At 60.2% G+C, this 24,907-nt stretch carries 17 protein-coding genes and 1 pseudogene; 3 read left to right on the forward strand and 15 right to left on the reverse strand.

What is annotated here, in order from left to right:
- Positions 1-46 precede the first annotated feature (46 nt).
- The 10 genes from PMI36_RS20865 to PMI36_RS20820 form a co-directional block, all read right to left on the reverse strand.
- On the reverse strand, positions 47-421 hold the full coding sequence (locus PMI36_RS20865; RefSeq protein ID WP_008069824.1) for a hypothetical protein: 375 nt from the start codon (positions 419-421) through the stop codon (positions 47-49).
- A 286-nt stretch (positions 422-707) separates the two neighbouring features.
- A complete protein-coding gene (locus PMI36_RS20860) occupies positions 708-2,561 on the reverse strand; it encodes a polyurethane esterase (protein WP_008069826.1) in 1,854 nt (617 codons plus the stop codon).
- 97 nt (positions 2,562-2,658) lie between these two features.
- A complete protein-coding gene (locus PMI36_RS20855; RefSeq protein ID WP_008069828.1) occupies positions 2,659-4,359 on the reverse strand; it encodes a polyurethane esterase in 1,701 nt (566 codons plus the stop codon).
- Between the two features lie 23 nt (positions 4,360-4,382).
- Positions 4,383-7,430: an autotransporter serine protease gene (locus tag PMI36_RS20850; protein ID WP_008069829.1), complete on the reverse strand. Its 3,048-nt coding sequence runs from the start codon at positions 7,428-7,430 to the stop codon at positions 4,383-4,385.
- A gap of 213 nt (positions 7,431-7,643) precedes the next feature.
- Positions 7,644-10,601, reverse strand: a complete 2,958-nt coding sequence (gene eprS, locus PMI36_RS20845) for an autotransporter serine peptidase EprS (protein ID WP_008069830.1) — start codon at positions 10,599-10,601, stop codon at positions 7,644-7,646.
- Between the two features lie 175 nt (positions 10,602-10,776).
- Complete coding sequence (locus PMI36_RS20840; RefSeq protein WP_008069837.1) at positions 10,777-12,141, reverse strand: TolC family outer membrane protein; 1,365 nt, start codon at positions 12,139-12,141, stop codon at positions 10,777-10,779.
- Positions 12,142-12,143: 2 nt separating this feature from the next.
- Complete coding sequence (locus PMI36_RS20835) at positions 12,144-13,493, reverse strand: HlyD family type I secretion periplasmic adaptor subunit (RefSeq protein WP_008069839.1); 1,350 nt, start codon at positions 13,491-13,493, stop codon at positions 12,144-12,146.
- Positions 13,490-15,265 carry a type I secretion system permease/ATPase gene (locus PMI36_RS20830; RefSeq protein ID WP_008069840.1) on the reverse strand — a complete coding sequence of 592 codons (1,776 nt, stop codon included), beginning with the start codon at positions 15,263-15,265 and terminating at the stop codon, positions 13,490-13,492. Before PMI36_RS20830 ends, PMI36_RS20835 begins: the two co-directional genes overlap by 4 nt.
- Positions 15,266-15,464: 199 nt before the next feature.
- Positions 15,465-15,887 carry an AprI/Inh family metalloprotease inhibitor gene (locus PMI36_RS20825; protein ID WP_008069842.1) on the reverse strand — a complete coding sequence of 141 codons (423 nt, stop codon included), beginning with the start codon at positions 15,885-15,887 and terminating at the stop codon, positions 15,465-15,467.
- A gap of 97 nt (positions 15,888-15,984) precedes the next feature.
- Positions 15,985-17,442: a serralysin family metalloprotease gene (locus tag PMI36_RS20820; protein ID WP_008069843.1), complete on the reverse strand. Its 1,458-nt coding sequence runs from the start codon at positions 17,440-17,442 to the stop codon at positions 15,985-15,987.
- Positions 17,443-17,969: 527 nt separating this feature from the next.
- On the opposite strand from PMI36_RS20820, the pseudogene PMI36_RS31420 reads away from it, so the two are divergent.
- A pseudogene (locus tag PMI36_RS31420) lies at positions 17,970-18,110 on the forward strand (alcohol dehydrogenase); the annotation flags it as partial.
- Between the two features lie 200 nt (positions 18,111-18,310).
- Here the strand turns inward: PMI36_RS31420 and PMI36_RS20815 are convergent.
- Positions 18,311-19,195, reverse strand: coding sequence for a LysR family transcriptional regulator (locus PMI36_RS20815; protein WP_008069845.1), 885 nt, complete (start codon positions 19,193-19,195; stop codon positions 18,311-18,313).
- A 146-nt stretch (positions 19,196-19,341) separates the two neighbouring features.
- Here PMI36_RS20815 and PMI36_RS20810 point away from each other — a divergent pair, with 146 nt between their 5' ends.
- A complete protein-coding gene (locus PMI36_RS20810) occupies positions 19,342-20,442 on the forward strand; it encodes an alkene reductase (RefSeq protein WP_008069846.1) in 1,101 nt (366 codons plus the stop codon).
- 133 nt (positions 20,443-20,575) lie between these two features.
- Here PMI36_RS20810 and PMI36_RS20805 read toward each other — a convergent pair whose 3' ends face one another.
- Genes PMI36_RS20805 through PMI36_RS20790 form a run of 4 tightly spaced genes read right to left on the reverse strand, consistent with a single transcriptional unit; the run spans position 20,576 to position 24,352 of the window.
- Positions 20,576-21,661, reverse strand: coding sequence for a polyamine ABC transporter substrate-binding protein (locus tag PMI36_RS20805; protein WP_008069848.1), 1,086 nt, complete (start codon positions 21,659-21,661; stop codon positions 20,576-20,578).
- 44 nt (positions 21,662-21,705) lie between these two features.
- Positions 21,706-22,047 (reverse strand): cupin domain-containing protein, encoded by a 342-nt coding sequence (locus PMI36_RS20800; protein ID WP_008069850.1) that lies wholly within the window; start codon positions 22,045-22,047, stop codon positions 21,706-21,708.
- 31 nt (positions 22,048-22,078) lie between these two features.
- Positions 22,079-23,485 (reverse strand): NAD(P)/FAD-dependent oxidoreductase, encoded by a 1,407-nt coding sequence (locus PMI36_RS20795; protein ID WP_008069852.1) that lies wholly within the window; start codon positions 23,483-23,485, stop codon positions 22,079-22,081.
- A 51-nt stretch (positions 23,486-23,536) separates the two neighbouring features.
- On the reverse strand, positions 23,537-24,352 hold the full coding sequence (locus PMI36_RS20790; RefSeq protein WP_008069854.1) for an AraC family transcriptional regulator: 816 nt from the start codon (positions 24,350-24,352) through the stop codon (positions 23,537-23,539).
- Between the two features lie 276 nt (positions 24,353-24,628).
- Here PMI36_RS20790 and PMI36_RS20785 point away from each other — a divergent pair, with 276 nt between their 5' ends.
- Positions 24,629-24,904 carry a DUF1652 domain-containing protein gene (locus PMI36_RS20785; RefSeq protein ID WP_007896200.1) on the forward strand — a complete coding sequence of 92 codons (276 nt, stop codon included), beginning with the start codon at positions 24,629-24,631 and terminating at the stop codon, positions 24,902-24,904.
- Positions 24,905-24,907: the final 3 nt, after the last annotated feature.

The raw sequence follows: 24,907 nt of genomic DNA on the forward strand, positions 1-24,907 counted from the left end.
GCTCCCTCGCCACAGGTTTCTCTGACTTAAAAGGCACCCGCTATGTTTAGTGAGTTGCAGAAATACTGTTATCGCAGGAGAAGGACTGCCCTCCTTGCCGTATCAGTCGCTCCTGCATCCGCTGGCAACGCTCCCGTTCCTGCTGCATCGAACGATCGATGCTGATATTGCCGGTCTGCTCCGGTGGTTTGCCGTCGCCCAGGCGCACAGTCACCCAGGGCTGTTCCGGCTGGAGCTGAAAGCGGCTTTTTTCTTCGACGGGCGTGGTGGGTTTGGTGGTTTGGATCGCGGCCGGTTTCGGCAGTTGATCAGAGGTGACCCCGTAACGGGTCAGAATCGAGCTTTGAGGCAGTTCTGCGGCGGCGGTTGCCGATAACAAGGCCAGCGCCAGACCGAAGGTGTACCTCTTGCTGTTACTCACGTTGCAAAATCTCCTGTACTCAATGGCGGCATGCAGCACCGGCGTCATAGGGATAACGCGTGGATGGGCTGATGGTTTAGTGCCAGATTCCTGTTGGTGCAGGTATTGGAGTCAAAGGGTGGCCGGTGAGTCACGGGGGCAGGCAGGTTTACCGCGTTATCGTTCTTCGCGAGCAAGCCCGCTCCCACATTCGATCTTCAGTGAACACCCAATATGGGTACGCCTGCGATCGAAATGTGGGAGCGGGCTTGCTCGCGAAGAGGCCCTTACCGGCGCCGCATCACCCTCAGGCGATCACAATCGCGCTACCGGACAAACTGTCCAGCCCGACACCCACCAGGGTCACCGAATCACTGCCAAATGTGAGCAACGTATCCTGCCCCACCGCCGTGGCATGGGCCCGGTAGTCATCGTTCGGCGCAACGCCCTGAACCCCGAGGAACACCAGTTTGTCGTTGGCTTGATAGCCCATCACCCGATCCTGACCAAACGCGCCGCTGAACAGGAACGTGTCGACCCCGCCGCCTGATACCAGCAGGTCGTCACCCGCCCCGCCGACAAACACATCGTTGCCGGTGCCGCCGATCAAATGATCGTTGCCATCGAAGCCAAACATCCAGTCGCCGGTTGCGTGCGCATTGAGGGTGTCGGCGCCGGTCGTGCCCTTCACGCTTGAGGCGTACTGGGTCAGGTTGCTGCCGGTCACAAGGCCATTGGCGGTGACGCTGTGGGTCACGTCATCCTTGAACACCCCCCAGAGAAAACCCGGCTCCTTGGTGACGATGCTGCCGATGTCGCGAGTGATGCTGATGCCGCCATTGGCGTCGCGCACGTACAGGTTGCCGGCACCGTCATTGGCGAAGACGAAGTTTTTCACCGACTGCTGCAGGTCCAGCACGTTGCTGCCCTTGCCGCCCAACAGGATGTTGTAGCCACCACCATCGCGGAAGGTGTCGTTACCGTCGCGGCCTTCCAGGTAGTCGTTGCCCTTGCCGCCCTGGATCAGGTCATTGCCGTCGCTGCCGATGATGAAGGTGCTGCCTTTGTGGGTTTCGGCGTTGCGGTTCAAGTCCTGGACCCAGGTGTTGCTGCGCGCCGGGTCCGAGAGGTTGGCGACGATGATGGTCGAATCCTTGCTGGTCAGGTCGTAGAACTGCGACTCCAGCACGCGGGTCATGCCGTCGCCGTAACCGGTGGGCAAGTGGGAAATCCAGGTGGGAATATTGAGGATCGAATACGGCAGCACGTTCCACGCCGTCGAGGCGTAGTGGTCGTTGAAGCTGACGATGTTATCGGACGTCGAATCCTTGGCGGCATCGTGCACGCCTACCGAGGCCAGGTTGAACGACGAGCCATCGAGGGCGCGGAACACCGGGTCGTTTTCATAACCGATGTTCAGCACTTTGTCGCTGCTGCTTTGGGTCGGTGAGGCGTAGGCGATGTAGTTGGAATCCTGGTAAAAACCGGACCACTTATCGCTGCTCAAGTCCGCCAGGCTATTGACCGCCAACCCGCCGAGGCTGTGGCCGCTGACCAGTACGTCCTTGCCCGAAAGCCCATTGGCCTGGGCAAATGCTGCAACGTCACTGAGCAGATTGCCGAAGGCTTCACCTACGTAGTTTTTCGCATAATCCTTTGGCCCTAGCGCTGCCATCAGGTCGTTGATCACATCACCGATGGAGTCGCCGATCTGGATTTCCCGCGGGCCACTGGTGCCGCGAAAAGCGATGCCGATTTCGGTGAGATAACCCTCGGCGTCGTACTTGCCGAGGATCTCGACTTGGGCGCTGGTGTAACCGGCCTTCTCGCCGAAGAAGGTTCCGCGAACGTCGGTCTTGCCGTCATAGCCCAATTGCGCGGCGGTGATCGGTGTCCAGCCGGCTTTTTGCACAGTCTCGAGCGCGGCCTTTTCCGAATCGGGGTTCCAGGGAATGCCGGGAATGACGCCCTGGGAATCGGTGCCGCCGATCAGCGCGGTCACCAGAGTTGCCGGCAAGCCCAGGCCGAAGCCGTTTTGCTGGTAACCGGTGGCGAAACCGTTGTCGAGGTTGTGATAGGAATACAGCGTGATCGCCATGGCGTCGCTGAACAACGCCTTGGAGTCTTCTGTGCCGAAGTTCTTGTAGTCATACACACCCATTGGTATTGCCTCTCTCTTTGTTGGAATTGTCAGAGATAGCTCACAGCCAGGACGCCTCAATCACGAGGCGCCCCGGAGCCTTTAGTGCATGCAGCTTTTACGCAAACGTAATTCCCGAAGCCGAGAGATTATCCAGACCTACGCCCACCAGCGTTACGGCGTAATCGCCAATCTTGAGCACAGTGTCGTTGCCGGCCTGGGTCGCGTGCTGGGTGTAGTCATACCCCTGCCCCGCGCCCTGGACGCCCATGAACACCAGTTTGTCGCTGCCCTGATACCCATTGATCGCATCGAAGCCGAAGGCCCCGCTGAACAGGAAGGTGTTGTTGCCGCCCCCCGAGGCCTGCATCACGTCATTGCCCGCGCCACCGACGAAGGTCACGTGGCTCTTGTCGCTGCGCAGCAGATCGTCGCCGGCGTGGCCGAACAGCCAGTCACCGTCGACGCTGGCCACCAGCGTGTTGCCGTAGGCATCACCGTTGAGCGAGTGGTTGTAATGGGTCAGTTCCGTGCCGTTGAGCAAACCGTTGGCGGTGACGTTGTAGGTCACCTCCTTGCTGCCCGACCACGAGCCCGATTCCTTGCTCACCAGCGCGCCGATGTCGCGGGTCATGCTGATGCCGCCGTAGGCATCGCGCACGTACAGCGTGCCGTCGCCGTCATTGGCAAAGCTGAAGTTCTGCAACGGCTTCTGCAGCTCGAAGGTGTTGCTGCCCTTGCCACCCAGCAGCAGGTTGTAGCCACCGTCATCTCGGAACCGGTCGTTCCCGTCACGGCCTTCGATGAAGTCATTGCCCGCGCCGCCCTTGAGCCAGTCATTGCTGTCGGTGCCAATGATGAAGGTGCTGCCGGTGTGCGGCTCGCCGCTGCGGCCCAGGTCTTCGACCCAGGTACTGCCTCGGGACGATTCCGACAGGTTGGACACGATCAGCGTCGAGTCCTTGTCGGTGAGGTCGTAGAAGCGCGAGTCGATCACCCGGTTCAAACCGTCGGCATAGCCCAACGAGCCGTGGGCCGACCAGTTCAGCGGATTGAGGATGCTGAACGGCACCAGGTTCTGCGCGGTGGAAGCGTACTGGTCATTGAAGTTGACGATGTTGTTGGTCGCCGACTCCTGATGACCGTCGTGCTTGCCCAGCGAGCCACTGCTGAAGGTGGTGCCGTCGAGCACTCTAAACACCGGGTCATTCTCGTAGCCGATGTTCAGCACGTTGTTGCCGGTGGCGCTTTGGGTCGGCGAGGCGAAGGCGATGTAGTTGGCGTCCTTGAAAAAACCGCCCCAGTTATTGCCGCTCAACTCCGCCAGGCTGTTAACCCCCAATCCACCGAGGCTATGCCCGCTGACCAGCACGTCCTTGGCACTCAAGCCATGGGCGATGGCGAACGCGGCGACGCTTTTCAGCAAAGTATCGAAGGCGTTTTTCGCGTAGTTCGTCGCGTAATCCACCGGGCCGACCGCGGCCAGCAAATTGTTTTTCATGTCGCCGAAGGTATCGCTGTAGCCCAGGACACCGGTGCCACGAAAAGCGATTCCGATGCCGATCAGCTTGCCTGCCTCGTCGTATTTACCGAGCACTTCGGCTTCGGCGCTGGTGAAGCCGTCCTTCTCGCCATAGAAGGTGCCTTGAGCCCCGACGTTGCCCTGATAGCCCAACGCTGTGGCGTCAATCGGCGCCCAAGCGGTCGCCGGCAATGGCTGACCGGTGGGCGTGTACGCGTAGAGCGTCAGCGCGATCGCGTCGGAGTACAACGCTTTGCCGGCCTCACTGCCGGCATTTTTGTAATCAAACAGTCCCATGTGCTTGCTTCCTTTGCGTCAAATCAGAACTGCCAGTCCAGGGTCAGGCCCACACCGTGGTCTTTTTCCCGGGAGCCGAGCAGCCCGTTGTAATCCAGGTTCAAACGGGTATCGCGGCCCAGCGCCAATCCGGCACGGGCACCGACCACCGCGGCATTGCGGTCCATGGACACGCTTTGCACGCTGAACGCGGTGTTGCCATTGACGAAGGCCAAGTGGTCTTCGGAACGGGTGTTGCTCAGGTTGTGCTGCCAGCCGAGCGTGCCGGACAGTTCCAGCTGTTGCTGGTCGGACAGCGCAATGGCTTTGCTCGCCCGAAAGCCAAGGGTCGAAAGCACCACGTCGCGGTTGTTTTCCCCGCCCTTGAGTGCAGCGGCGTCACCTTTTTCGCTGAAACTTTCAGTGTTCAAGTGCACGTAAGCCAAGTTAACGAATGGCTCCAGAGCGATCGGTTGCAGGTCCAGGCGATACGCCGCTTCGGTGAACAGTTGCGCGGAGGTCGCATCGCGTTTGGATTTCTGCTTGCCGCGGACACCGTTAAATTGCAGGTCACGTTTGACGTCGATGCGATGCCAGCTGTAGGCGCCACCGACGCTCAGGCGCAACGCGTCGATTTCATGGCCCAGGTACGCACCCAAGTGGTAGCTGTCGACCGAGGCCGACGAGTGCGTGCCATCGCCCATGCTCAACGAGCTGTCGCTATAACCGGTGACGAAACCCAGTCGGGTATCTTCAGTGATCAAGCCATCGACACCGGCCAGCAGCCCGCCAATGGAGCTGTTGGAACTGGCGTTATCATGCCCGCCATCGCTCTTGCCCCAGGCGCCGAGCACTTTGAGCCAGGCGTTGCTGCGGTCATCGGTGGGTGCCCCGGCGTCGAACAAATCGTGCTCACGCAGACGCTCGCCAACCGCATCGCGCAGATAGCGGCTGTCGTTAATCAGCAGCGTGCCGATTGCCGGATGAATCTCACCAGAGAGTTGCTGGAACGCTTGTTGCGCGACAGCGGCGGTCGGCGACAACAGCAGGGTTTCGTAGAGCGGATTGCCTGCGCCCAACTGCTCGGCGGCAGCGGCCACGGCGCGTTGGTTCGGGGTTTGGCCAACGCTGGTGAAGGAGGTCGCGTTGCGCACCACCGCCAATTGAATGCCGCCAGCGGAGTAGTCGAGGGTGCCGCCGAGGAACAGGTAGTCCGGCACCACCGCACCGAAGCGCCCTTCGATTCCGCCGGCCGCTTGCAGGATGTTGTACTGATTGCCGAGCAGGGATTTCGCTTCGCTGGTGGTCAGCAATGTCGGGCTGTTTTCCAGAGACAGGCTAACCGTTGCGCCTTCGATCACAGCCTTGCCGTCGGCAATGATCTGGTCGCTGCTGGTGGGCGACAGCTCTACGGCGTAGGTCGAGCCAGGCTCGAAAGTCACGTCGCCCGCCACCTGCAAGGTGCCGATGGAGTTGCCGGGGGCCACGGTACCGCCGCTTTTCGCGGTCAGCGCCGCGATGCTGCCGTTACCGCCGAGGATCCCGCTGTCATTGACGGTGACGGCCGACAGCAGCGAACCGTTGATGGCCAATCGGCCCTGATTGACCAGGGTCGGGCCGGCGTAGGTATTGGCGCCGGTCAGCACCAGTGTGCCGATGCCCTGCTTGGTCAGGCCGCCATGGCCGGAAATGTCGTTGCGCCAGACATCGAGCCCGCAATGCACGTCATTGCACACACGCTCGGTGGGTTTGCCGGCGTCGATGATCGCGCCGATACCCGGCAAGTCCGCGACAAACTGGCTGGAGCCGTAGGCGCCGTCGATGCGGAATTCTTCGGGAATGTCCTGCTCGGTCACGAACATCGCCGGGCCATCGATGCCTTTGCGCAGGTTGATCATGCCCCAGCCGTACAGCGAGTCGACGCCGGGTGCGCCGAGGTCGGTGGCAGTGGTGCGCAGTACGCTGGCGACTTGCGCGCCAGTCATGTACGGGAAGCGTTCCATCAATACCGCCACCGCGCCTGCAACGTGCGGCGCCGCCATGGAGGTGCCGTTGTAATTGGCGTAGCCGGTGGTCAGGTCATTGGCATTGGTGCCGCTAATAATCGAGCTGTAGATGCGGCTGCCCGGTGCCGACACGCAGAAGCTCGCGGTGTAGCCGCAACGCGACGAGAAGGTGCTGATGTTGTAAGGATCGGGGCTGCTGGTGTCCGGATTCCTCTGCAACGCGGCGACGGTCATCCAGTTCGGCGCGATCTCCGGGACGAAGTAGCCGAGGCCGGCGATGGCGTCCGGGTTGTTGAGGTTGTAGTCGTTGCCGGCGGCGAAGATCGTCACGATGCCGCTGCGGGCCGCCGCGATGGCGCCGTCGTAGGCACCGCCGGGTTTGGTCCCGAGCAAGGTCTGGATCTCGTTGAACTGCAGTTGCGCGTCCTGCACGGTGAAGTGCGGGTACGCCGGATCCCGACCACCCAGGTCGAAGCGATCAGTGATGCCGATGCCCCAGCTGTTGTTGATGATCCGCGCACCGCTGGCGATCAGGGCATCCCAACCGGCCTTGTACACCGCGCCGTCGTTGCCGCGAATGATCCCGTCTTCCGGGCCCGGGTCACCGTTGTCGGCGCTGATGATTTGCGCACCAAAGGCGACGCCGTGCATCGGACCGCCATCGCGACTGCCCGCGGCGATCCCGCCAACGTGAGTGCCATGGGCACCGAGTTTGCCGTTGGAGCCCACCGAGGGCGAACCGTCATACAAAAAGGCATCCCCGGCTTTGACCGGAATGTACGGGTCGGTGTATTCGCGGATGCCACTGGTGACCAGGGTTATCACCTTATTGGCCCCGGAAAACTCCGGGTGCAAGGCGTAAACCGGCTGATCGAAAATCCCCAGCTTCACGCCTTTGCCGGTGTAACCGGCGGCATAGGCCTCCTGAGCGTTGATCGCCCCCAGCCCCCAATCGGCGTTGAACTCGGTGCTGCGCCAGCTATCGGGATCGCCTGTCCTGCCGTTTTCCACGTAGGGCGCCGCGTGTGCGGTGCCCAGGGTGGCCAATGCGCAGAGCAAGGCAAGGTTGTTGTACTTGTTATTCATCGAACTACCGTCCTTAGTTGTGTTGCCAAAATCCTTGTGGCCAGGGGCCTACCCAATGCCTGTCAGTCAAGGCACAGAACCTGTGGGAGCGGGCTTGCTCGCGAAAGCGGTGTGTCAGACGACATCAATGTTGGCTGTGCCGACGTCTTCGCGAGCAAGCCCGCTCCCACATGGATTGCGCCAAGCCCCTCGCCACAACCGGTGTTTACCGGATTAAAACTGCCAATTGAGGCTCAGCCCGACGCCGTGGCTCTTCTCGCGGCTGGCCAGTTGGCCGGTGTAATCGAGGTTCAGCCGAACATCCCGGCTCAAGGCCAGGCTGGCATGGGCGCCCACCAGCGCCGCATCGCGAACCAGTGGCGAGCTTTCCACCACGAACGGAGTGCCACCGCTGGCAAACGCCAGGTGTTCCTCGGAGTCGGTGTGGCTAAGGTTGTGCTGCCAGCCGAGGCTGCCGCTCAGGTCCAGCTGTTGCTGACCGGACAGCGTCAGCGTTTTCAGCGCGCGTACGCCCAGGGTGCTGAGTACCGCGTCACGCCGGTCGCCGCGGTTTTTGAGCGCCGCTGCGTCACCTTTTTCGGTGAAGCCCTCGGTGTCGAGATGTACGTAGGCCAGGTTGGCGAATGGCTCCAAGGCCAGTGCTTGCAGGTTCAAGCGATAAGCTGCTTCGCCAAACACCTGGGTGGTCCCGGCGTCGACTTTGGCTTTCTGTTTGGCGCTGACGTCGCCGTATTGCAGGTCACGTTTGACGTCGGCCCGATGCCAGCTGTAGGCCCCCCCGGCACTCAGGCGCCAGGCGCCTATTTCGTGGCCGGCATAGGCGCCCAGGTGATAGCTGTCGACCTGCCCTGATGAATGAGTTCCGGAGCCCATGCTGGCCGAGCTGTCGCTATAACCGGCGACCAGGCCGACACGGGTTTCGTCATCCACTGCGCCATCGACACCGGCCAACAAACCGCCAATCGACGTGGTGTAGCCGGCGGTGTCATGGCTGTGATCGGTCTTGCCCCAGGCGCCCAGTGCCTTGATCCAGCCGTTGCTTCGGGAGCCATTGGCTTCGTTGAGACGCTCACCGACCGCATCACGCAGATAACGGCTGTCATTGATCAACACCGAGCCCAGCGCCGGGTAGATTTCCCCCGACAACTGCTGGAAGGCCTGTTGCGCCGAGCTCGCGGTCGGCGACAGCAATAGGCTTTCATAGACTGCGTTACCCGCGCCAAGCCCTTCCACAGCGGCCGCGACATTACGCTGATTCGGCGTTTGCCCGACGCTGGCGAAGGTCGTGGCGTTACGCTCAACGCTCAACTGAATACCAGTCGCGGCGTAATCGAGGCTGCCGCCGATGAACAGGTAGTTGGGCAGCACCGCGCCGAACTGGCCTTCAATGCCGCCCGCCGCTTGCAGGATGTTGTACTGATGGCCCAGCAGGCTTTGCACTTGTTGGGTGCTGAGCAAGGTCGGGCTGTTTTCCAGGGACAGGCTCACGGTCGCGCCGCTGATCGTGGCCGTACCGCCGGCAATAATCTGGTCGCTGCTGGTGGGTGACAGTTCGACGGCATAAGTCGAACCTGGCGCAAACGTCACATCGCCACTGACTTGCAACGTACCGATGGAGTTACCGGGCGCCACTGTACCGCCGGCATTGGCGGTCAAGGCAGCGATCCGTCCGTTACCGCCGAGGGTGCCGCTGTCATTGACGGTCACCGCCGACGTCAGCGAGCCGTTCACCGCCAGCAAACCGCCGTTGACCGTGGTCGGGCCGCGATACGTGTTGTCGCCGGTCAGCATCAACCGCCCGGCACCGGACTTGATCAGGCTGCCTTCGTAGACTCGGTTGGCAGCGGCGGAATCACGAGCCATGCCTACCGCGTAATCGGTTTGATCCTGCTGACTGGCACCGACCGGCACACCGTTCTGCCAGCCTTTGTCCAGCAATTCCTGTTGCCAGGCGCTGTGTTCGGCGGCGTCTTCGGCCTGGCGCTGAATCAGCGCCTTGTCCGTGATGTCATGACTCCAGACATCGCTTTGCCCTGCCCCCAGATTGGCGTCGAACGACCCGAGCAATTGCCCCGGCCCGTGCATCGCCCGTTCGAGGTTGGCCACGCCCCAACCGATGCGCGTACTCGGTGCCTCGGTGATCGAGCCGTCGAGCTGGGTCGCGGTGGTCAGCAGCACCTCCAGCGCCTGCTGGTTGTTCATGTACGGATAGCGTTCCATCACCAGCGCCAATGCCCCGGTGGCATGCGGCGCGGCCATGGAGGTGCCGGACTTGATCGCGTAACCGCCACCGGGAATGGTGCTGTCGACCTTCGCGCCCGGCGTGGTGATGCACCAATACTTGGCGATCCCGCACTGGTTGTATTTCTGCTGGTTGCTTTGATCCAGCCCCGACACCGCCAGCCAGTGGCCTTCCAGGTCCGGCTGAAAGTACGGCAAGGCCGAACGCACGCTGGCATTCGGGTAGCCGCTGTTGCCGGCGCTGAACACGTTGATCACGCCACGCCGCGAAACGTCGGCGGCGGCGTCGAGCCAGGTGCCTTTGTTCCAGTGTTGGGCGTAGGCGGCATGCAGGTCGTCGAGGGTTCGGTAGCTGACGTCCGGCGGCTGGCTGCCCCAGCTGTTGTTGATCGCGCGTACGCCAGCATCCGCCAGGGCGTTATAGACCGCAGTGAAGTAGCGCGGGTCGGGGTTGGGGCCAAACAGGAAACTATCGTTCTTGTTGGTGTTGCCGACGTAGATTTGCGCGTTGTACGCCACGCCGTGCATGCCGGTGCCATCCCGGGAAGCGCCCATGGTGCCGGTGACGTGGGTGCCGTGGGAGTCGTTGTTGGTGTTGAGCGTGCCGTCGACATTGAACGCTGAGCCGTCGACATAGCTGCCGCTGGCCGTCACCGCGTGATAACGGTCTGCGGCAAATTCGGGATGGCTGGAATCGAAACCGGAATCCAGCGCGCCGATTTTCACGCCTTTGCCGGTGATGCCGGCGGCATAGGCTTGATCGGCCTGCATGCGCGCCAGTCCCCAATCGCGCTGGAACTCTGTCGAGCGCCAACTGGCTGCGTCGCCGGGTTTGCCGGTTTCCAGATAAAGCGCCTGGGCTGGGCCTGGTACTGATGAAATCAGGAGCAATAACGTGCCGACCGACATCGGCTTGATCTGTACATCCATGTGCATGACTCTCGCTTTCTTGGCGTTTTTAGAGTTGTAGTCCCCAGTCCTGGGGCGGCGTTGCTCTGTTTCTGTGGCGAGGGAGCTTGCTCCCGTTCGGTTGCGCAGCAACCGCCATTGGGCCTGCTTCGCAGTCCAGCGGGAGCAAGCTCCCTCGCCACAATGTTTCTATGCGCTACTGAGCTTTCGGGCCTTGGCCGAAGGCCTCATCCACCTTGGCCAGGTCCTGGTCGCCCAAGGTTCCGGCGTAGTAATGCAATTTGGTCCAGGCCATCAAATAGTCGTAGCGCGCCTGGGCCAGATCCCGGCGGGTGGTAAACAGTTGTTGTTCGGCGTTCAGCGCATCGAGGTTGACCCGTTCGCCGCCCAAAATGCTTTGTTTGGTCGAGATCACTAGCGCTTCCGCCGACGTCAACGCCTTCTGATAAGCCCGCAGTTTATTAACCCCCGACAGGCAGGCGCTGAACTGGCGGCGCAACTGGATCAAGGTTTCCCGGGTCTTGCCATCCAGTTCGTATTCGGCCTGTTCCATGGTGCGGCTGGCTTGCCGGGTCGAGGCCGAGACGCCGCCGCCGGCATACAGCGGCACGTTGACTTCAATGCCAATGGTGTTGGTGTCGTAGCGCTGGTTGTAGGTGTTGCCGCTTTCCGATTCGTTCTGGCGCACCGAGGCATAGGCGCTGACTTTTGGCAGGTGGCCGGCGCGGTTGCGTTCGACTTCGTAGCGCGCCACTTCCACCGCCTGGCGCTGGGAGGCCAGGTTCGGGTTGTTGGCCACCGCCATCTCGTGCCAGGTGTCGTAATTGGCCGGTTGCAGGGTGAAGGTCTGGAAGTTCTGATCCAGTGGTGTCAGGTCGGCAATGTCGATGGTCGGCACGCCAATCAGTGCGCCCAGCTCACGCAGGGCCGCATCCTGTTCATCGTGCGCCTCGATCTCCTCGGCGGTCGCCAGTTCATAACGTGACTCGGCTTCGAGGATATCGGTGCGCGTGCCTTCGCCTTGGCGGAACATCTGCTCGTTCTGCTGAAACTGCTGCTCGAAGGCTTTCTTCTTGGCCCGGGCAATGTCGATCTGGTCCTGAGCGAACAGCGCCTTGGTGTAATTCTCCAGCACGCGAACCAGCAGCTCCTGGCTCTTGCCACGAAAGTTTTCGTCAGCGAACAGCGATTGCGCCACGCCTTTGCGGTACGCCGCGTACGCCTCGTAGTCGAGCAGCGGCTGTTGCAGGGTCAAGGTCGAGCCGTAACTGCTGTAGTTGCGGTCATCACTTTGGCGGTTCCCGCGATCGTTGAGGTAGGTGACCTTGGAGTCGTTGCGCCCCTTGTTGTAGTTGTAACCGAGCCTGGGCAGCAGCCCGGCGCGGCCGATGGCGCGGTTTTCAAGGCCTGCGTCACGCTCCTTGATGGCGCCGAGGAACACCGGATCATTGCGCAATGCTTGCTCGTAGATTTCGAACGGCCCCATGGCCATCGCACTGTTGCACGTCAGCAACGCCAGGGTCGCTGCGAGCAGGGAAAGCTTATTCATACAGCCGAACATCCTTATTCCTCGGTCAACGCGGAGCCTGCCCGGTCGAGCAGCGGTTTGAACAAATAGTTGAGGAGTGAACGTTCACCGGTACGCACGAACATTTCTGCCGGCATGCCCGGCTTGATCACCAGACCGTTGAGTTTTTCCATGGCCTGATCACTGACGCTGCTGCGCAGCACGTAGTACGGCACACCGGTTTTCTCATCGACCATCTGGTCGGCGGAGATCAGGCTGACTTCGCCGGGAACTCGCGGGGTACGGCTCTGGTTGAACGCGGTGAACAGAATGTCCACCGGCAAGTGCGTGCCGACCTTGTCGATCAGGTTGATCGGCAGGTGCCCTTCCACTTCCAGGCGTGTGCCTTGCGGGACGATCTCCAGCAGCGTGTCGCCCTGACGCACCACCGCGCCTTCGGTGTGAACTCCAAGGTTGACGGCGATGCCGTCGGCGGTGGCGATGATTTCGCTGTGTTGCAGGTCGAAGCCGGCAGAGGTCAATTGCTCTTCCAGGGTCACGCTTTTGAGTTGCGCGTCGGCCAGTTGGCTGCGGACTTCCTTCTGGTATTCCTCGCTGTGCTGTTGCAGTTTCAGCCGGGACTCAAGGATGCCCTGCTCCACCCGACCGCTTTCCCCGGAGTTTTCTGCCAGCTGTTGCTGCACTTGCGACAACTGACGCTGGTAATCCATCAAGCGGTTGCGCGGGATGTAGCCGTTGTCCGCCAAGGGCTGAAGATTGCTCAACTGTTGTTGCAGGGAACTGGCCTGGGCCGTCAGGTCGGTGCGTGCGCGGCGCATGCCGGCCAGTTGCGCGCTGGCGCCTTCGATGTTCGCGCGCAGGGCCGCTTGCTCACGGGAAAAGGCTTCGCGACGGCTGCTGAACAATTGCCGTTGGCCTTCGAGCACCAGGGCCAGACGCGGGTCAGGATCGTTGCTCAGTTCGGCGGGGAAACTCACCTGTTTGAGGTTGTCCCGTTCACTTTGCCAGCGTGCCAGGCTGGCCCACGCCATGCGGTACTGCGCTTGCAGGGATTGCACGTCGGCCGCGACCTGGGTCTGGTCGAGACGAAACAGCGGCTGGCCCTGCTTCACCACTTGCCCTTCGCGCACCAGAATCTGGCTGACCACGCCGCTGCTCATCGATTGCACGGCTTTGCGCTTGCCCGAGACCACCACGGTCCCCTGCACGGGAATGCCTTGATCGAGCGGCGCGAGACTCGCCCACGTGAAGAAACTGCCGGCACCGACAATCGCCAGAATCCAGCCCATGCGGGCGACGAAACGCGCGTCGCGCTCAGGGCGTTCGGCGATGTAGTCGTGTTCCATCGTCGCTTCGCTGTCGTCGTTCATGCGTGTGCTGCTCATACACCCGAATTCCTTGTCGTGGGCTGATACTGCCGGCTCATGCTGAGCCCGCCCGGTGCCTGTGCAGGTTTTTCACGTTGCTGCTCCTGAGCGCCGGACAGCGCCTTGAGCACCTCCTGGCTTGGGCCGAAGGCCTGCAAGCGACCTTCGTTGAGCACCAGCAATTTGTCGGCCTGGGCCAGGGCCGAAGAGCGATGGGTAACCAGAATCACGCTGGTGCCCCGGGCCTTCATGTGCGCGATGGCGCCGGCCAATGCCGCTTCGCCGACGGTGTCGAGGTTGGAGTTCGGTTCATCCAGCACCACCAGGCTCGGATTGCCGTACAGCGCGCGAGCCAAGGCCACGCGTTGCTTCTGGCCACCGGACAAGCCGCTGCCGTCCTCGCCCAGCACGGTGTCGTAGCCTTGCGGCATGCGCAGAATCAGTTCATGAACGCCGGCCTGTTGCGCGGCTTCGACGACTTTTTGCGGATCCGCCTCACGGAATCGAGCGATGTTCTCGGCGATGCTGCCGCTGAACAGTTCGATGTCCTGGGGCAGATAACCGATGTAAGGACCGAGGTCGTCGCGGTTCCAGCGATGAATGTCCGCGCCATCGAGCCGCACCGTGCCGCCGAGCGTCGGCCAGACGCCGACCAGCACTCGGGCCAGGGTCGATTTACCCGAACCGGAAGCGCCGAGTACTCCCAGCACTTCCCCGGCGCCCAGGTTGAAATTGACCATGTGCAAGGTCGCTGCCCGTTGCCCCGGCGGGCCGGCGCTGACTTGCTCGAAGGTGATCTGGCCTTTTGGCGCCGGCAGCGCCATGGCTTCGTCACCCGGCGGGAAAGCTTGCAGCAAAGCGTCGAGACGGCGGTAAGCGAGTTTGGCGCCGCTCCACTGTTTCCACACGGCGATCAACTGATCGATGGGACTCAGTACCCGGCCCATCAAGATGGAACCGGCGATCATCATCCCGGCGGTCATATCACCCTGAATCACCAGCAAGGCGCCCAGCCCCAGCACCAGGGATTGCAGGCACAGGCGCAGGGTTTTGCTCAGGGAGCTAATAACCGCGCCGGTGTCACTGGCCTGATTCTGCAAGCCGAGAAAACGCGAGTGCACCTCAAACCAGCGCTTGCGCAAGACACCGAGCATGCCCATGGCCTGAATGGTTTCGGCGTTGTGCAGGTGACTGGTGGCCAGTTGGCTGGATTTCTGGGAAAACCCCGCGGCTTCGCCCAAAGGCTTTTTGGTCATGGCCTCGTTGAGGCAGGCCAGCCCGATCAGCAGTACCGCGCCCGCGGTGGCCAATACGCCGAGCCAGACGTTGAACAGAAAGATCACAAACAGATACACCGGAAACCACGGTGCGTCGAAGAAGGCAAACAGCGCCGGGCCGGTGACGAATTGGCGAATATGGGTCAAGTCGCCCAGGGATTGCCCAGCGTTGCCCTCGCCCTTGAACAGGTTGCGCTCGAAAGCGGCTTGATACACCCGCAGGTTGAAGCGGCGCTCCAGTTGGCTGCCGATACGGATAACAATGAAACTGCGCACGATTTCCAGCAAACCGATAAAAGCGAAGAACCCGACCACCATCAACGACAACATTGCCAAGGTGGTTTCGTTTTGCGAAGACAGTACCCGGTCATAGACCTGCAGCATATAAATCGACGGGACCAACATCAGCACGTTAATCAGTGCGGTAAAACACCCGACGCTGATCAGGATGCTCTTATAGTCGCCCAGCGCCTTGAATAACGGGGCAGTGGCCGGGCTCTTCGCCATCTTCATTGGTTTTTCCTGAGGTATTAATCCTCGCCTTACTTGACGAGGTTCCAATTAACTGTCCGCCCATGGCCGAGACATTCTTTTTGCCGGTTATCGCTTGCACATTAATAACAACTCTTTGTGCTCTTCAGAGCGTTCCGGCTATTGATCTGCTGCTTATAACGGCAATAACTATTTTTATATTCAGTCAGGCATTATTTACTTAATGCGCAGTGCGCTCGAGCGTAATGATCAGACCTGACTTCAAGGTGCTTTTATAAAGCCCCTCACGCTGTCGGCTGAAAAACACAATTCTTGAGCCTTCTCTACCGGTCACGGCAATGCCATCCGGTTCCGGGAACCAGCCAATCGCCGACTGGTTCAGCCAGGCACCGAGGCAGGCGGCCCCCTCGCCCAGGGTCTGGTTCAAATTGAACTCGATCGTGCAAACATTCGACGGTTTGTCCTGCAGCGCCTGGGACTCGGGGGAGTCTTGCGCGGTATTCAAGGTGGCCTGCCATTTCCCGGCGAGTTCCGACGGGTCGGCTAATTTCAGACTGCTTGCCATGGCTACCTCTCCAAGAAACATCATCAGCGTTGCCAACAGCCACGCGGTTGCTTTGTAAGTAAAAGCGTTCTGGATCATAGGGCGTTTTACTCTGGGTTGTAGCCTTACTCATAACACTTGCCGTTCAAGGGACAGAGAGCGGCGCGTCAAGCGCCGCCCTCCTTTTTGCCTTGAATCAGGCCACGATGTCCGAGAACGCCGCCTGGCCAACGGTGCTGACCAGGAAGTCAGCCACTCCGTGCCCGGAGAAGTCCACCGACAACAGGCTATTGCCGCCCGAAGTGGTCAATACCGCATCGCCTGCCGCACCGGTGAACGAGTTCACGAAATGCAGGCCGGCGCCTTTGGTGATGCCGGTCAGGTCGATCTTGTCCAGGCCACTGACAAAGTCGAGGATCTGGTCGACCGCACCTGGCTTGGAGTCGCTGCTGGCCGCGAACACAAAGGTGTCCGAGCCCGAACCGCCCCACAGTTTGTCCGAACCGCCCGCACCGAAGAGGATGTCGTTGCCGGCACCGCCCTTCAGTTCGTTGGCCACGCTGTTGCCGATCAGCAGGTCGCTACCCGAACCGCCAATCGCGTTCTCGACAGTGACGCCCTTGGCAATGGACACGTTGCCCACCATGCCGCCAACATCGGAGAACGAGGCTTCATTGAGGTTGATCTTCTGGTTTTGGGTAAAACCGGAGAAATCCAGGGTGTCCTTGCCGCCCGCATCCCAGACCGAGAACACGATTTTGTCCGACGACGAAGACGCGCTCAGGAAGTCGCGACCGGCGTTGGAGTTGAAGCCGTAGGTGGTATCACCGGTACGGGTGGTGGTGTTGGCACCGTAGAGTTTCTGGATGGCGGCGATATCGTCCATCAGCGGGCCAGACGCATAGGCTTCCACACCGCCCTTGCTGAAGTTCTGATCGGTATTGCTTTCACTCCAGTAGCTCATGACGCTGTAACCGCGGGTGTCTTGCCCGTAAGTCGCGTCATTGTAGGTCGGCGCGCCTTCACCGGCGTTGTAGTCGCCAGGGTGAGCCAGGCCCAGGGAATGACCGATTTCGTGGGTCAGGGTCTGACGGCCGTAGTTGTTCAGGTCCGGCGTCTTGTTGACGTTATAGCCACTGCCCGTCAGATACCACGAAGTACCGTCATAACCTGCACCGGTGCCAGGCAGGTAGGCGAATGCTGCGGCGCCATCCTGACCACTACTGTAGTTACCGAAGGTCATGTGACCGTCGCCGCCAAAAGACTTTTCGGTAAAGGTGACATTGGCCACGTCGGCCCAGGATTGCATGGCAAGCACGGCCTGGGTTTTCTGTTGCGCGCTGAACTGACTGAACCCGCTGATGCCGTGCTTGTTCATGGTGCTCGACGAAGCCGAGGTCAGGAACGTGTAGGTGAGTTCGATTTTGCCGCTGCCGTCCTTGTCCTGGTAGGCAGCGCCGTCACGCAGCAGCTGGGTAGCAGCCTCGTCGACGGAGAAGGAGGGTTTGCCATTGACCGTGAGATTGCCACCCCGATCATACTGATGGCTGAAACTATCGATCTGGTTGTAGGCGGAACTGGGGGCAGCCAGCGCTTGCAATGGCGCAAAGCCCTGTTCGGCAAGATCAATAGCGTTGTCTTTTACTTTCGACATAAACACACTTCCTTGTTTAGCAATGGAACAGTTTTTGTCCGATACGACAATCTCTGGCGAGATCGTCCTATCACTCGCCCAATGAAGGCGTATAAAAACTGACACAATTCGAAATCAAACGTCTACATTTTTTTTGACGTCAAATTGAGTGGTTCCGGCGAACTCCAGCAAACAGTGCGTGCGCTGTCGAAATATAGTTTGTAGTTGAAGGTTTTAGCCGGATTGTCCGACAATTTGCTATTTAAATATTAAATATGGGTAAGTTGTTTTTCTGTAGATGAGTTCGCATTTTTTTCGGACTTATTAATATAAGTGCCAGTGTATTGCTATCAACTAAATTAAACGTCCAGTTAGTTGCAGCGGTGGCCGGAGACAGGCTCCGACGACCCGTTAATTCCAACACCGCTCCCGGACCATGCTTGTCATTGCAGCCTGCTAGAATGATTACGCCTTGGCTGCTGATCAGCGTTGCCAGGCCACCGCATCCGAGCGGTCAAAGCCCCTGTCTCCTGATCTGGAGGTATCCCATGAGCGACAGCACCGAACTCACTACTTTCACCGGTTGGGCTGCAACGTCGGCAGGCGCTCCGCTGCAGCGCTATAGCTACGATCCCGGTCCATTGGGGGGCGAAGAGGTGGAAGTCGCAGTGGAGTATTGCGGCGTCTGCCGCAGGTCGAGCACTTTCCCATGAGCCGGGTCAACGAAGCCATCGATCACCTACGCAGTGGCAAGGCGCGCTACCGCGTGGTGCTGGACGTCAGCAAATGACAGACTGGCGCGTCGGGTAACACCGCACGCGCCTTCTGCCGCCGCTACTCGAGGTCTCCCACCGTGAAAGCATGCGCCTTAGGCTGGAGGCTTGAGGCATCAGATGCGCAAGTGCGCACTCATGTAGTCAATGAACACGCGTAGCTTGGGCGAGGCATAGCGGCTGGCTGGCCACAGCATCCAGAAGACAACCTGGCGGTCCACGTAATCGTCCAGCACTGTGACCAGTTGGCCGCGTTCCAGCGCTTCGCGCACCAGGAAGGTAGGCAGAAAGGCAATCCCCCTGCCCTGGATTGCGGCATAGGCAAGAGGCTCGATCGTGTTCGACGTCATCGTGGCGGGCAGCACCAATTCAGCCTCGGATGTTCCGAGCCGCAGTGGCCAACGCTCCAGCTTTCCCGTTGCGGGGAATTTGTGTTGCAGGCATGAATGGCTCTCCAGTTCACGCGCAGAAGTGGGTACACCATGCCGCTTGAGATAGCTTGGCGACGCCACCAGCACATGTGCGCAGGAGCCCAAGCGGCGCGCGGCCAAGCGCGAATCGGTTTGCTCGCCAGTCCGAATCACCGCGTCGAACCCTTCCTCGATCACATCGACCATACGGTCGCAAAAATCGATATCCAGTTCGACTTCCGGATACCGCTCCATGAACCCGTCAAAGGCCGGCATCATCAGGTCGCCCAGTAGAGGTGTACCCACGCGAAGCCGCCCACGTGGACTGCCAGCCAGGCCTGACAACTCGGACTCGGCAGCGGTGACCTCGCTGAGGATGCGGCGGCATCGCTCAAGGAACAGAGTCCCCTCGGCCGTCAACGTGATACTGCGTGTACTGCGATGAAACAGCCGTACGTGCAAGCGCTCCTCCATCCGAGCGATGGCTTTGCCCACGGTTGAAGATGACACCCCCAACTGCCGGGCGGACTCGGTAAAGCTGCGCGTTTCGGCAACTTGCACGAACATTGAGATGCCACTCAGACTTTCCATCACTTTCCTGCTTTCCCCGGTAGAACCCCACCAACAAGGCCGGATTACGGAAAAACCATCCGAAATGTTCGGCATCGCGGGACATTTTTCTTCACGCATTTTACGCCTACATTGCGCCCATCCCGCCACTGATAGGTATCGATGTCATGTCCAAACTGCATACGAGCGTCCAAATAGGTCCATACCAGATTGCCCATCGCGTCGTACTGGCGCCACTTACCCGCATGCGTGCCGAACCAGGCGCTATTCCTGGCCAACTGATGGCCGAGTACTACGCCCAACGCACCACTGCCGGTGGCCTGCTGATCGGCGAAGCCACTATCGCCGCACCCAATGGCAATGGATACCTCGGTGCTCCCGGTCTGTATGACGACAGCCAGATCGCCGGCTGGAAGCTCGTGACCGACGCCGTTCATGCCAAGGGCGGCAAAATCTTCCTGCAGCTCTACCATGCGGGGCGCCAGTCCAACAGCCTGCTACAGCCGGACGGCGCCCAGCCGGTGGCCCCTTCCGTCGTGGACCACGGCGGCCTGGCCTTCACCGAGTCCGGCTGGACCCCCGGCTCCCCGGCGCGCGAACTGACCATCGCTGAAATCCACGGGCTGGTAGACAGCTTCCGCGCCGCGGCCGCACGCGGCATCGCAGCCGGATTTGACGGCGTGGAGTTGCACTCGGCCAACGGCTACCTGTTCGATCAATTCCTCCAGGACGGTAGCAACAAACGTACGGATATCTACGGTGGCTCGTTCGAGAACCGCAGCCGGTTCCTGCTGGACGCAGTAGAAGCGGTGATCTCCGTCTGGGGCAGCAATCGGGTGGCGGTGCGTCTGGGGCCGAGCGGCAATTTCGGCGATATGTCCGACAGCGACCCCATTGGTCTGTTCACCCATGTCGCGCGCGAGCTGGACAAGCTGGACCTCGCCTATCTGCATCTGATCGAGCCGCGCATTTTAGGTGTCGCCGAGGACGAACGTCGGGACCAGAATCCGGTGGCGTCCCAACTCATACGCCAGCACTACAAGGGAACCCTTATCGCGGCGGGCGGCTTCTCTGGTGAATCAGCCAAGGCGATCCTTGAGGCCGGCGATGCAGACCTGGTCGCTTTTGGCCGCCACTTCATCGCCAACCCGGACTTGCCGGAGCGCCTGCGCAACGGCTGGCCGCTGAACCCATACGACCGCGAGTCGTTCTTCGGTGGCACCGAGGTGGGGTACACGGACTATCCTTTCCATACCGAAGCTGCCTGAAAATCTGCGCTGCTGGCAACTGGGAGCCAGAGGTGCCCCCAGTTGCCCCTGGACACCTGTTTCGTTTGCAAAGAGGTGCCAAGCCTCATTGCAGTCAACCCAACCGGCGCCATTGGCTACAAGATTTGACCGCTCAGCTACCCGTACGAATCTTGTTCCACACCCGCGTCCGCACCCGGTCAATATTCAACGGCATCGCCTCTAGCGCAAACAATTTGCCCATCATCTCCGGGCTCGGATAAACCTTGGTGTCGCTCTTGATGGCCGGGTCGATCAGGCTGTCGGCCTGTTCGTTGCCGTTGGCGTAGTGCACGTAGTTGCTGATGCCGGCCATGACGTCGGGGCGCAGCAGGTAGTTCATGAAGGCGTAACCGGCTTTCTCGTCCGGGGCGTCGGCGGGCATGGCGACCATGTCGAACCAGATGGCGGCGCCTTCCTTGGGGATTGAATAGCCAATGTCGACACCATTCCTGGCTTCCTTGGCGCGGTTTTCCGCCTGGATAATGTCGCCAGAGAAGCCGACGGCCACGCAGATGTCACCGTTGGCCAGGTCGCTGGTGTATTTGGATGAGTGGAAATAGCTGACATAGGGCCGGACTTTCATCAGCAGCGCTTCTGCCTTTTTATAGTCCTCGGGCTTCTTGCTGTGATGTGGCAGCCCCAGGTAGTTCAGCGCCGCCGGCAACAGTTCGGGGCCGTTGTCGAGAATGGCGACGCCGCACTTTTGCAGCTTTGCCATGTTCTCGGGTTTGAAGATCAGGTCCCAGGAATCCACCGGTGCGTTGTCGCCCAACACGGCCTTGACCTTGGCAACGTTGTAGCCGATGCCGGTGCTGCCCCACAAATACGGGAAGCCATGCTCGTTGCCCGGGTCGTTGGCCTGCAACGTCTTGAGCAGCACCGGGTTGAGGTTTTTCCAGTTGGGCAACTGACTCTTGTCGAGTTTTTTCAGGGCCCCACCCTCAATCTGTCGGGCCATGAAGTGGTTGGACGGGAACACCACGTCATACCCGGATGTGCCGGTCATCAACTTGCCATCAAGGGTTTCGTTGCTGTCGAAGACGTCGTAACTGAAGGCGATACCGGTTTCTTTCTGGAAGTTCTTGGTGGTGTCCGGGGCGATGTAGTCCGACCAGTTGTAGATTTTGACGGTCTCGGCGGCCTGGCTGAAGGTCGCGACGAGCGCCAGTGGAGCAAGCGTCAGTGTCTTTCGGATCATGGGGCGATTCCTGTATGAGTTGTTGTTGGCAGGCAATCAGAAGATCAAAAAATCAAAACGTAGGTCTTGCGCACGGTTTCCTGGATGTCCCAGATGCCGAGGCTGTTGGCTGGCAACATCAGTGCATCGCCGGCTTCTATGTAGAGGGTTTCACCGTCGTCCGGAGTGAAGGTGCAGCGGCCCTGAATGAAGTGACAAAATTCCTGGGCAACGATCTGCCGGCGCCAGCGGCCGGGCGTGCATTCCCAGACGCCGGTTTCGACACCATCGTCGCGTTCGACGCTGGTGGTCGAGGCCACCGCCACGGGCGTGCCCAATGGCACGGCGACCGGAGTCGACTCTTCCAGCGTCAGGGTTGCGGTGTTCTTGAAGTGAGTGATTGGCATGGGAGTACCTGTCGATTGAGAAAAATGCCGTTCAGTGCATGAAACCTTCCATGAACCCCGCGACCCGACTGGCCAGTTTGCGTCGCCAGGGCGCGGTGGTCGGCTTGGCCAGGGTCTGGTCTTCGTGGACGAAGCTGCGGATGATCGCGTTGTAGCCCAACCAGCGGCAGGGCTCCGGTTCCCAGGCTTTGAGCGCGTCGAGACCACCCTGAGGAATGACCCAAGGCTGGCGGACCAACTCGGTGTCGCGCTGAAGAATCAGGTCGGCCAGCGTCCGCCCGCCGAGGTTGCTGGCACCGACGCCCTCCCCGCCATAACCACCGGACAAGGCGATGCCGCTGGCCTGATCACAGAGCATGTGCGGCTTGAAGCGCCGGGACATACCCAGGTTGCCGCCCCAGGCATGGGTAATTCGGACGCTCTTGAGCTGCGGAAAAAGTTCGCTGAACAGGTAGCGCCGCAACTCTATTTCGCTGGTGGTCAGGTCGAAGTCATGGCGCAACTTGCCTGCAAATTGATAGCCACCTCGGGCGCCAAATACCAAGCGGTTATCCGCCGTACGCTGGCCATAGGTGACTTGGCGACTGCTTTCGCTGAAAGCCTGACCGTGGCTGAGGCCGATTTCGTCCCAGGTCGCGGCGGACAGTGGTTCGGTCGCCACCAGCAAACTCTGGACCGGCAACTGATAACGGTCCAACGGTGGCAATGTGGCCGCATACCCTTCTACCGCCGGCACGATCCAGCGGCTGCGAACCTGAGCCTTGGCCGTACGCAAACTGCCCGACTGCCATTGCGTGACCGGGCTGTTCTCATAAATGTTGACCCCCATGCGCCCCACCGTCCGCGCCAAACCTCGGACCAACTTTGCCGGGTGAAGGGTCGCGACGTGCGGTGCATAGATACCGCCATAAGGTTTGGCAACTCTGATCTGTTGCGCCAATTGCTCGGGACTGAGCCAGCGATAGTCGCTTTCGGTCAGCCCCTGGCGGTAGAGCGTGTCCAGATAATGGCGCAGACTGGCTTCCTGCTCTGGATAACGCGCAGCACAGTAAAGCACCCCGCCTTTGCGATAATCGCAGTCGATGCCTTCTCGTTCGAGCACGATCGCTACTTCATCAGGGATACAGTGCAGCAGTTCGAAAGAGGCGCGGCGCTGTTCGGCCGGTAGATCGGCGAGTAAGCGATCTTCGCCCAGCAGGTTGCCCATCAGCCAACCGCCGTTACGGCCCGAAGCACCAAAACCGGCGGTTTGGGCTTCGACGATGGCAATGTCCAGCTCCGGTGCCAGGCGCTTGAGGTAGTACGCGGTCCAGAGCCCGGTGTAACCGGCGCCAATGATGGCCACGTCGACATCCAGATCCTGCTCCAGCGCCGGGCGTGCCAGCAATGGCTCGTCGAGTTGATCCATCCACAAACTGATCGTGCGCCACGCTGACATGCAAGACTCCGCCACTGAAAACTTCGATGGCGTCGATCCTAGTGCGTGGGCTCAGGGATTGTCTTGCGCGCGTGCACGCAAAGAAATTTGTTTGGCGTAAGCCTTGGGCGACAGGCCGGTGTGTCGACGAAAACAGCTGTAAAACGCCGACAACGAATTGAACCCAGCCGCGAAGGCCAGTTCGTCGATACGCAGTGGCGGTGTGGCGGCGTCCAGTGCCGCAAGCAAATGCTGCAGCCGCGCCTGATTGACGTAACGGTAGAAGCTTTGCCCGAGCACCTGATTCAGCAGGTAGGAAATCTGATTGCGGCTGTACCCGCACTCCTTCGCCACCCGCTGCAGGTCGAGTTCAGGATCCAGATAAGGTTGCTGGCGCTGGAAGTACTGCTGCAAATCATCGGCCATGAAACTCAGCTGCCGCGGTGACAGCCCGAGTCGACTGACCGCCGGGCGCAGGTTGCGCGCGGCCTTGTCGGTCGCTTGCTCATGCACGAGCGTGGCGTATTCATTGACCCGCCAGATCAGTCCATCACGTACGGTAATCGCCTCGCTGGTCCGAAACGACACCAGCCCCTCGCCGCCGCGAAGGGTGATGCGGTACTGAATGAACGCCGTGTTGCCGTCCAGACGAATACGGTCTGAATGCTCCAAGGCTTCATCCGGATCGCGCGGCATGCTGTCGCGCACATACTCGCGCAATTCGTCCAGCCCCATCACGCGGTTCTGGAAAAAGTCGTTGTACTGAATATCCGGATGATAAAGCGCCATGACGCCGTCCAGATCCCGGTGTTTCCAGCGCAGGTGGTAACGCATGACCGTCTCGCCCGTGGCCAGGGTTTGCAACGGAGCATCATCATCGGCGTGCATAAAGGACTCAATGAGAAAAAACCGAGCTTGCCGAAGTTCTCGCCAGGCTTCAATGGCCCCGTGGAATGCCCCGGCAATATTGGCCTTTCGCCACAAAATCGGTGTCTCATGATCTGCGTCAAAAAAAATGAACCAATCGCTAAACGGACTGAAAAAATCCACATGACTTTCACATCTGGATGCTACTTTTAAAGACAGTCACCGGTTGAGCCATTGAAGGTTCTTCCCTCCTAACATGAGCTAAGGGAAGCGCTCGATGATTAAGGTGGGCAACACATGAATAAAGGTTCCTTCAGCAAAGTCACTTTTCCAAATGCCTGCCAGCTGATGCGCTGGCATTTTCATCCCATGGGTTTCGAAGCGACCATGGATGCGCCGGGCAGTATGGTTGCGCGGCTGTTCGACCGCGCCAGTGGCGAAACCATGATCGCCATTGCCGGCATTCCTTGCGCAACGGTCATGAATGCGGCGGATGTAGAACGAATCATTGAAGCTGTGGAAGATGAGCTGGAGGCGTTCATTCCGCCGGAGGCCCTCAGGAGTTATGCCTGAACA

This window comes from Pseudomonas sp. GM79 (genome assembly GCF_000282495.1).
In the GTDB taxonomy this organism is placed as follows: Bacteria; Pseudomonadota; Gammaproteobacteria; order Pseudomonadales; family Pseudomonadaceae; genus Aquipseudomonas.